The following is a 9,325-nucleotide window of genomic DNA, read 5'->3' on the forward strand; positions in this document are numbered from 1 at the left end:
CTCACCGTCCCGTGCCGAGGTCGAAGACGATCCGGGCCTTGACCTGGCCGCGCAGCACCTCGTCAATGGACTCGTTGACGGAGCTCAGCGGGCGGGTCTCGCAGATGACCTCGGTGCGCCCGGCCGCGTGCAGTCGGAAGACCTCGGCGAGATCCTGCCGGGTGCCGACGATCGAGCCGATCACCGAGGTGCCGTTCAGGACGGTGTCGAAGATCGGGATCTGAAGGGTGCCGTGCGCGGGCAGGGCGACCATGACGAGCTTGCCCCCGCGCCGCAGCCCGGAGTCGACCGCGGCGAAGGCGGCCTCGTTCACCGCGAGCGCGATCGCCGCGTGTGCGCCTCCGTACCGCTTCAGCACCTCGCCCACGTCGTGCTTGCGGGCGTCGATGACGAGGTCGGCACCCAGTTCGGCGGCGAGTTCGAGCTTCTCGTCGGTGACGTCGATGGCCGCGACCGTGGCCCCGGCGATCTTCGCGTACTGCACGGCCAGGTGACCGAGTCCGCCGATCCCGGAGATCGCGACGAGCTGAGAGGGCCGCACGTCGGCGACCTTGAGCGCCTTGTAGGTGGTCACGGCACAGGTCAGCGGGGCGGCGTCGACGGCGGTGACACCCTTCGGTACCGGCTGGGCGAAGTCGGCCCAGGCCAGCATCTTCTCGGCGTAGCCGCCGTCGCAGCCGTAGCCGGTGTTGATCTGCTGCTCGCACAGCGTCTCCCAGCCGGAGAGGCAGTGCTCGCACCGGCCGCAGGCCTTGCCGAGCCACGGCACGGCGACCCGCTCGCCGATGCTCAGGTGCGTGACGCCCTCGCCGAGCTCCTCGACGAGGCCCACGCCCTCGTGGCCGGGCACGAAGGGCGGGCTGGGCCTGACGGGCCAGTCTCCGTGGGCGGCGTGGATGTCGGTGTGGCACAGCCCGGAGGCCTCCACTCGGATGCGGACCTGGCCAGGTCCGGGTTCGGGGTCGGGGCGGTCCTCGATGACCAGGGGCTCGCCGAAGGCTCGTACGACCGCTGCCTTCATGGTTTCTGCTCCTCGGGTTCTTTGCGTCAGTGGTGCGGAACGACAGCGACGGGGGCGATGGAGTGATGCAGGACGGCGTGGGTGACGGGACCGATGTGCGTGCCGATCGGGTTGCGGCGGATGCGCTTGCCGACGACGACCAGGGAGGCCTCGCGGGAGGCATCGACAAGGTGGCCGGCGGGGGTTCCGTAGTGGGACTCCGCGGTGACCTCGACGTCCGGGAACTTCTTGCGCCACGGGCGCAGGAGCTCGGTCAGGGCGCTGGTCTCGGCCTGTTCCAGGGTTCCGTGGAGTTCGAGGTCGACGGACAAGCCGTAGGCGTAGTACGGGGGCACGTTCCAGCCGTGCACCACTCGCAGGGAGGTACCGCGACGGGCGGCCGCGGCGTACGCGAACTCCATCAGCTCCTCGTCCGGGCTCTCGATGTCGAGGCCGAGGACGACAGGCCGGAACGGTGTCGCGGCGGACGGGATGCCGGCGGGGTCCGCCTCGTGCTCGTCGGCGGCCTGCTGGTCGGCGCGGACCAGAACGACCGGCCGCTGGGTGTGTGCCACGACCGCGAGTCCGACCGAGCCGAGCATGAAGCCGCCGAACCCGCTCAGTCCGCGGGAGCCGAGGACCAGCAGTTCGGCGTCCTGCGCCGCGTCGGCCAGCATGTCGGCGGGCCGGCCGGAGAGCTGCTCGGTGATGACGTCGAGGCCTGGGTGGCGTACCCGGATGCCCTCGGCCGCCTCGCGGGGCACCCGTTCGCTCCAGTGCTGCTGGGTCTCGGCGCCGAGGAGTGGCGCCTGCGCCATGGGTGCCGGTACCGGCTCCCAGACATGGACCAGCTTCAACGGCAAACCGAGCAACTGTGCTTCGCGGGCCGCCCACTCGGCCGCCGCGCGGCTCTCACGTGAGCCGTCGAGGCCGACGGTGACACTGAGGGTGACGGTGCGGGTCATGATTCCACCTCCTGAATCGGTGGTCCCGATTCGAGCTTCGTGTTCGGACGAGGCACCCGGCAGGGGCCGCAGGTCCCTGTATGGGGCCGACCGGCCCTGGCCGGTCCTACTCGGTGCGGTGGGCCCCAAGCGGGGCCAACCGCACCTCCCCCTCCCCCCGGTCAGCGCAGCCAGGGGCTGCGGCGGACGAGCGGGAGCTTGGTCCAGAGCCGGCCGAGGCCGAGGGTGTCTCCGGCGGAAACGGCGGCCAGGCGATCAGGACGACGGCTGCTCGTGCACGGCCATGGTGGTGATCCCTTCGGGGAGATGGGCGCGGTCGGGTCGGTGCCCGCCGCTCATCACTCTCGCGGCGTCGCGCGGCAGCCGCCCGAGGCCGAAGGTCTGTGGCCATAGGGCTGAACGGCCCTGTCGTCAGGGGCCGTTGGGGTGCGTGTTCGGCCGGAAACGGTCCGCCGTGCGCGGCGGTGGGCGTGCACGGTGGTTCTGAGTTCGGACGGAGAGGCGTGGCTGATGTCGCAGGGCAGGGGCGGGCAGGTTCCGGCGTGGTCCGCCTGGTGCCCGGCGGCGTCGCTCTCCTCGGCTACCGGCGCTCCTGGCCGGCCACTGTGGCACCAGCCGGCAGGCCGCCCCCCGACGTGGAGGTCGACATCACCGCCCTCGACGCGCTCGGCGAGCTGCGCCGCGAACTCACCGACCGGGGCATCGTGTTCGCCCTGGCCCGCGTCGAACAGGATCTGCTGGACGAGCGGAGAGCGTACGGCCTCACGGACACCGTCGGCCCGGACCTCGTCTTCCCCACGCTGGCGACCGCCGTGGCCGCCTACCGGAGGTGGGCCCGGGATCACGAGGCCGACAACCCGTGCGCCCTGAACCCCGCACAAGCCAGGCCCTCGACGGACTCTCGCCGGTAGCTCTCGTTCCTTGCACGGCCCGCGCATCGAGCACGGCGCTCACCACGAACGTGACCGCCGTGGAGATCGCAAGGAGGACCGCCAAGAGCCTCCAGGAATTGGGCGTCACTGAGTCACCCACCTCGCTCCCCTCCTCGATCGGGTCCTCCCACGCCTTTATGGAACGGCCTCGTCGGGTTCGCGGGAGGGCGCCGTAGGTCTCCACGGCCGGAGCCGGGTGGTCCGCCTCGACGGGCCGGACGGCCCATGGCCCGCGGTCGCCCTCGGGCACACGCTGGCCGTGGAAGTCCCTGCAGCCCGTCGGGAGGCACGCCATGATCACCACGCCCACGCCCAGCATGCTGCGCGCTCTGCCCGCCGAGCCCCGGCAGCGTCTGATGCGCGTCGCCCGCGAGGTGTCCTTCCCGCAAGGGGCGCGCCTGTTCGAGGAAGGCGGCAAGGCCGACCGGTTCTGGATCATCCGAACGGGCACCGTCGAACTCGACATGCGGGTGCCCGGCCGCCGCGCGGCCGTCATCGAGACCCTCCAGCACAACGAACTCGTCGGCTGCTCCTGGCTCTTCACACCGCACGTCTGGCACCTGGGCGCGGGAGCGACGACCCCGGTGCGGGCGTACGAGTTCGACGCCACGGCCGTCCGAGCGATGTGCCAGGACGACCCGGCCATGGGCCACGCCGTCACCCAGTGGGTCGGTGACGTGCTCGCCCACCGCCTCCGCGCCGCCCGCACCCGGCTGCTGGACCTGTACGCCCCGTACGGCGCCGGCAGCCACGTGTGACCACGCACGCCACCCGCAGCGAGCAAGGAGCCACCATGGACGGCACCGCTCACATCGTCAGCGACGTCATGACCCACACGGTCGCCGCCGTCGGCCGCAGGGCCACCTTCAAGAAGATCGTGCAGCTGATGCAGGACTGGAAGGTCAGCGCCCTGCCCGTCCTCGAAGGCGAGGGGCGCGTCGTCGGCGTCGTCTCCGAGGCCGACCTGCTGCCCAAGGAGGAGTTCCGCGACAGCGACCCCGACCGGTACACCCAGCTGCGCCGCCTGTCCGACCTGGCGAAGGCCGGCGCGATCACCGCGGAGGAGCTGATGACCTCCCCGGCGCTCACCACCCGCCCGGACGCGACACTGGCCCAGGCCGCCCGCACCATGGCGCACGCCAGGGTCAAGCGGCTCCCGGTGGTCGATGAGCTGGGCATGCTGGAGGGCATCGTCAGCAGGGCCGACCTGCTCAAGGTCTTCCTGCGCGGCGACGACGAGATCGCCGAGGAAGTGCGGTGCGAGGTCGTGACCTGCCTCTTCCCGTCGCCCGGCTCGGCGATCCAGGTCCAGGTACACGACGGAGCGGTGAAACTGACCGGTCGTGTCCGGGACACGTCCCTGGTTCCCGTGGCCGCGCGCTTGGTGCGCGCCGTGGAGGGCGTCGTGGACGTCACCTTCGCGCTGGAAGGCCACCGTGATGCCGACAGCGGCGGCTCGTCGGACATGACGGGCGCGGGGAGTTCGGCTCCGGTCCAGCGGTTCCGCCGAACCGACCGTTCGGGGTGCCGGACGCGATCGTCCGATCTGTGTCGGCAGGGCAGCCGACCCGTGACCATGGGGCCGGTGAGGGCGCCTCTCACGGCCGTGTGGGGCCGGTCGGCCCTAGCACATCCGGACCCGGCGAGCGATGATCGGCATCACGAGCAGTTCGTGGTCCGCAGTCCGTGAGCCACCGGGGAACGAGGGGCGTCATGACCGAGCCAGGCACCTTCACGGAGCAGAACCCGATCCGCGTGTTCCTGTTGGACGACCACGAGGTCGTACGACGAGGCCTGACCGACCTCCTCGACGCCGAACCGGACATCTCCGTGGTCGGCGACGCGGACACCGTCGAGCACGCCCTCGTCCGCGCCCCGGCGCTGCGCCCGCACGTCGCCGTGCTCGACGTACGCCTCCCCGACGGCGACGGCATCACCGTCTGCCGCGAACTGCGCGACCGGATGCCCGAGCTGGCCTGTCTGATGCTGACGTCGTTCGACGACGAGGACGCCCTCCTCGACGCCATAATGGCCGGCGCCGCCGGCTACGTCCTCAAACAGATCAGAGGCTCCGACCTGGTCTCGGCGGTCCGCACCGTCGCCTCGGGCCAGTCCATGCTGGACCCCACGACCACGGCCCGCCTGATGCGCACCCTGCGCACCGACCCCGCCGAGACACCGGCCCTCGCCCCCGAACTGGCCAGCCTGTCCCCCCGCGAACGGGACATCCTCGCCCTCATCGGCGACGGCCTCACCAACCGCGAGATCGGCAAGAAGCTCTACCTCTCGGAGAAGACGGTCAAGAACCACATCTCCCGCCTGCTGGCCAAACTCGGCGTCCAGCGCCGCGTCCAGGCCGCGGTCCTGGCCTCCCACCTGGAACAGCCACCGGCACCCGGCGACCGTCCCGCGCGGTGAACACCGGCCAGGCCCTCCAGAGCCCCTCGGGGCAGGAGGGCTCTGCCTCCCATGGCGCTCGGCGCCTGGCTGCGCGCGCTTTCAGGACGTTGTACGCGACGGTCTCGACAAGAGCACCAGGCTGCGGCGTTCGATCAGCAGGGATGTGCCTGCCTTGTGCTCCGACTCGTCCGGAGGGCCCTGGGGTTCGGCTGTGTCGATCAGGGTGGTCCAGCGTTCGCCGTACGTGATGTCCGGGAGTTGGAACTCGACCGGTTCCCAGTAGCTGTTGAGCAGGAGCAGGAAGGAGTCGTCCACCACGGGACGGCCGCACCAGTCGGGCTCGGCGATGGCGTCGCCGTTGAGGAAGACGGCCAGGGAGTGGGCGTCGGGACGGTTCCAGTCGTCGTCGGTCAGCTCGCGGCCGTCCGGCTGCAGCCAGACCAGGTCGGGCAGCGGTTGTTCGGGGTGGGTCGGCGTTTCGCCCTGGAAGAAGCGCCGGCGGCGCAGGACGGGGTGGGCGGCGCGCAGGGCGATGACGTAGCGGGTGAAGTCGGTGAGCGCGCGCTGGTCGTCGGTGTGGCGCCAGTCGATCCAGGAGACCTCGTTGTCCTGGCAGTAGGCGTTGTTGTTGCCGCGCTGGGTGCGGCCGAGTTCGTCGCCGTGGCAGAGCATGGGGATGCCCTGGGACAGCAGCAGCGTGGCGATGAAGTTGCGCTGCTGGCGGGCGCGCAGCCCGAGGACGGCCGGGTCTCGGGTCTCGCCCTCCGCGCCGCAGTTCCAGGAGCGGTTGTGGCTCTCGCCGTCCCGGTTGCCCTCGCCGTTGGCCTCGTTGTGCTTGTCGTTGTACGACACTAGGTCGCGCAGGGTGAACCCGTCGTGCGCGGTGACGAAGTTGACGCTGGCGCGCGGGCGGCGCCGGCTGTGCGCGTACAGGTCGGAGGAGCCGGTCAGCCGGGAGGCGAACTCGCCGAGCGAATCGGACTCGCCGCGCCAGAAGTCCCGTACGGCGTCCCGGTACTTGCCGTTCCACTCCGACCACAGCGGCGGGAAGTTGCCCACCTGGTAGCCGCCCTCCCCGACGTCCCACGGCTCGGCGATCAGCTTGACCCTGCTGATCACCGGGTCCTGCTGGATCAGGTCGAAGAACGCCGAGAGCCGGTCCACCTCGTGGAACTGCCGGGCCAGCGTGGCCGCGAGGTCGAAGCGGAAGCCGTCGACGTGCATCTCGGTGACCCAGTAGCGCAGCGAGTCCATGATGAGTTGCAGGACGTACGGGTGGCGCATCAGCAGGCTGTTGCCGGTGCCGGTGGTGTCGTAGTAGTGCCCCCAGTCGCCGTCCACGAGGCGGTAGTACGAGGCGTTGTCGATGCCGCGGAAGGAGAGGGTGGGGCCACGCTCGTTGCCCTCGGCGGTGTGGTTGTAGACGACGTCGAGGATCACTTCGAGGCCGGCCGCGTGCAGCGCCTTCACCATGGACTTGAACTCGTTGACCTGCTGGCCGCGGGTGCCGTGGGCGGCGTAGGCGTTGTGCGGCGCGAAGAAGCCGATCGTGTTGTAGCCCCAGTAGTTGGACAGGCCCCGGTCGAGCAGTACGCCGTCCTGGACGTACTGGTGGACCGGCATCAGCTCGACCGCGGTCACCCCGAGGGACGTCAGGTGCTCGACGACCGCAGGGTGTGCGAGTCCGGCGTAGGTGCCGCGCAGGTCCGGCGGGACGTCGGGGTGGGTGCGGGTGAGACCGCGGACGTGCGCCTCGTAGATGACGGTGTCGGCGTACGGCCGCCGGGGCGGTCGGTCGTCGCCCCAGTCGAAGTACGGCTCGGTCACCACGCCGAGCATGGTGTGCCCGGCGCTGTCGGCCGGGGACGGGGCGTCCGGGGTGCGTTCGAAGAGGGAGCCGTGGTTGTCCACGCGGCCGTCCACCGCTCTGCTGTACGGGTCGAGCAGCAGCTTCGCCGGATTGCACCGGTGGCCCAGGTCCGGGGCCCAGGGGCCGTGGACCCGGTAGCCGTAGCGCTGTCCCGGGCCGACGCCGGGCAGATAGCCGTGCCAGACGAAACCGTCGACCTCGGTGAGCGCAATCGGCGTGTACCGCTCCTTGTCGTCGACGAGGACGAGGTCGACGTGATCGGCGACCTCGCTGAAGAGGGCGAAGTTGGTGCCCTGTCCGTCGAAGGCGGCTCCCAGCGGATAAGGGTGCCCGCTCCAGGCGGGCACCCCTTTGCTCACGTCTTTGCGGCGTCGTCTCGACGTCACCGGGCCTCCTCGAGGGCATCGTCGCGGATGCCCGGCGCCTCGGCCAGCGCGGTGACGGGCATCTCGCGGGGCACGCCGCGCGCCTCGCGCAGGCTGGGTGCGGGCGCCGCCGGGACGAGCGGGGCACGTTCGCCGGCCCGGGCGCGCTGCGAGAACCAGATGACCTTGCTGCCGGTCTCGGTGGCGCAGCACCCCCAGCCGTCGCTCATCGCAGCGAGGTGCTGCAGGCAGGCACGCAGCTCGTGGTCCGGGCGCAGGGCACGGTCGTTGTCGCCGATGGCGGTGATGAGGTGCTGGCCGTTCCACCACATCTCGATCGAGGTGTTCTTGTCCGTCGCGTGCTCGTCGATGACCCGCAAGAGCATCTCCGTGCCGTGGCGGACGGGCTCGACAAGCGTCTCCAGGTCCCAGTACCGGAGGTGAGCGGCCAGAATTCGGCTGACCTGACCCACCCGTTCGGGGCTGACTTCCACGTCGAGGTGGTAGTAGCAGGGCACTGCGGTCTTCACCGTCGTTACCTCCTCACCGCGAATGCTCCCGCTCTCCTCGCCCCTGCGGGACGGGCCCCGAGCACGGAGCGTGAGCGCCGATCGCTTCTGAGTCACTTCAGGGTGAGGGCGGTACGCCATTCGTGCAACACGAGCGGGCATCCGAGGTAGTTGAAGCTCCAACAGGACGCTGAGTCATCGACCATGCACCATGTGTGAAGACCTCGATGCCCGTAACGGAACCCGTGCGTGTACGCGCGCGGGTTCCGCCCGACGGCGGGAGACGCGTCATCGAGCAGCCCGGAAGGTGTACGGCGCCATGCTGCTACCGGCAAAAGCCGAAGTCGCCCGGCAACTGCGGCGATACCGGGCCTGGGAGCGTGCCATGCTCGCGGCCCCGGCCGACCACGCGGTGCGCGCCACGTTCGAGGACGCCGGCTACACCCTGTGCGTGCTGATGGGGAAGCGCTGCGCGCGCGAGGCCGCGGACGCGGCCGAACGCTATCTGCGCATCACCCTGGCGGCCTACCTCCGGGAGCAGGACGAGCGGACCCACCTGCGTGCCGCCACGCGGAGGGGTCCGGCGAGATCACGGCGGTGGCGTTTCCTCGCGGGGAGATAGCCGCCTTCCGGCACAGTTCGGAAACCCCGGCCGGGCCTTGTGCCCGGCCTCGAGCACGGTGGAGGTGAACCATGGGCAGGACCAAGACGAGGACCGGTCGCGGGACCGGGACGATCGGCCGCATCCCGGTACGGGACGTACAGCCGGCCGTGGAGTGCGGCAGGCATCCGGCGAAGGCGGTCGCGGGAGAGACCTTCGAGGTCACCGCCACCGTGTTCCGGGAGGGCCACGACGCGGTGGCCGCCAATGTCGTGCTGACCGATCCGGACGGCCGTCCCGGCCCGTGGACGCCGATGCACGAGCTGGCTCCGGGCAGCGATCGCTGGGGCGCCAAGGTCACGCCTCCCACAGTGGGCAACTGGACGTTTCACGTGGAGGCCTGGGGCGATCCGGTGGCCACCTGGCGCCACACCGCTCGTATCAAGGTTCCGGCCGGGATCGACGTCGGGCTGGTCCTGGAGGAGGGCGGCGAACTCTACGAGCGTGCGGCGGCCGCAGTGCCCGACGACGCGGGGCGGGCGACCGTGCTGGCCGCCGCGGAGGCGTTGCGGGACGACTCGCTGCCGCCCGTGTCGCGGCTGGAGGCGGCGTTCGCGGCGAACGTGGACGCGGTGTTGGGGCGGTATCCGCTGCGGGACCTGGTCACCGCGTCGGACCCGCTG

General features: G+C 70.9%; 8 protein-coding genes and 2 pseudogenes. 6 read left to right on the top strand and 4 right to left on the bottom strand.

What is annotated here, in order from left to right:
- Position 1: 1 nt before the first annotated feature.
- A complete protein-coding gene (locus tag ABD932_RS29325; RefSeq protein ID WP_345017057.1) occupies positions 2-1,021 on the bottom strand; it encodes a zinc-dependent alcohol dehydrogenase in 1,020 nt (339 codons plus the stop codon).
- 26 nt (positions 1,022-1,047) lie between these two features.
- On the bottom strand, positions 1,048-1,965 hold the full coding sequence (locus tag ABD932_RS29330) for a universal stress protein (RefSeq protein ID WP_345017059.1): 918 nt from the start codon (positions 1,963-1,965) through the stop codon (positions 1,048-1,050).
- A gap of 632 nt (positions 1,966-2,597) precedes the next feature.
- Here ABD932_RS29330 and ABD932_RS29335 point away from each other — a divergent pair.
- The 4 genes and pseudogenes from ABD932_RS29335 to ABD932_RS29350 form a co-directional block, all read left to right on the top strand.
- A pseudogene (locus tag ABD932_RS29335) lies at positions 2,598-2,876 on the top strand (hypothetical protein); the annotation flags it as partial.
- A gap of 314 nt (positions 2,877-3,190) precedes the next feature.
- Positions 3,191-3,655, top strand: a complete 465-nt coding sequence (locus ABD932_RS29340; protein WP_345017061.1) for a Crp/Fnr family transcriptional regulator — start codon at positions 3,191-3,193, stop codon at positions 3,653-3,655.
- Positions 3,656-3,690: 35 nt separating this feature from the next.
- A pseudogene (locus ABD932_RS29345) lies at positions 3,691-4,356 on the top strand (CBS domain-containing protein); the annotation flags it as partial.
- Between the two features lie 254 nt (positions 4,357-4,610).
- The gene (locus ABD932_RS29350; RefSeq protein WP_345017063.1) at positions 4,611-5,315 is read left to right on the top strand and encodes a response regulator; all 705 of its coding nucleotides are present in this window, start codon (positions 4,611-4,613) and stop codon (positions 5,313-5,315) included.
- A gap of 81 nt (positions 5,316-5,396) precedes the next feature.
- Here ABD932_RS29350 and glgX read toward each other — a convergent pair whose 3' ends face one another.
- Together glgX and ABD932_RS29360 are read right to left on the bottom strand one after the other, a co-directional pair.
- On the bottom strand, positions 5,397-7,553 hold the full coding sequence (gene glgX, locus ABD932_RS29355; protein ID WP_345017065.1) for a glycogen debranching protein GlgX: 2,157 nt from the start codon (positions 7,551-7,553) through the stop codon (positions 5,397-5,399).
- A complete protein-coding gene (locus tag ABD932_RS29360) occupies positions 7,550-8,062 on the bottom strand; it encodes a pep a2 (RefSeq protein WP_345017067.1) in 513 nt (170 codons plus the stop codon). Before ABD932_RS29360 ends, glgX begins: the two co-directional genes overlap by 4 nt.
- A gap of 298 nt (positions 8,063-8,360) precedes the next feature.
- On the opposite strand from ABD932_RS29360, the gene ABD932_RS29365 reads away from it, so the two are divergent.
- The gene (locus tag ABD932_RS29365; RefSeq protein WP_250092691.1) at positions 8,361-8,663 is read left to right on the top strand and encodes a DUF5133 domain-containing protein; all 303 of its coding nucleotides are present in this window, start codon (positions 8,361-8,363) and stop codon (positions 8,661-8,663) included.
- A 71-nt stretch (positions 8,664-8,734) separates the two neighbouring features.
- A partial coding sequence (locus ABD932_RS29370; RefSeq protein ID WP_345017070.1) for a maltotransferase domain-containing protein occupies positions 8,735-9,325 on the top strand: 591 nt, incomplete at its 3' end.

The sequence above is a fragment of the Streptomyces shaanxiensis genome (genome assembly GCF_039537145.1).
Taxonomy (GTDB): Bacteria; Actinomycetota; Actinomycetes; order Streptomycetales; family Streptomycetaceae; genus Streptomyces; species Streptomyces shaanxiensis.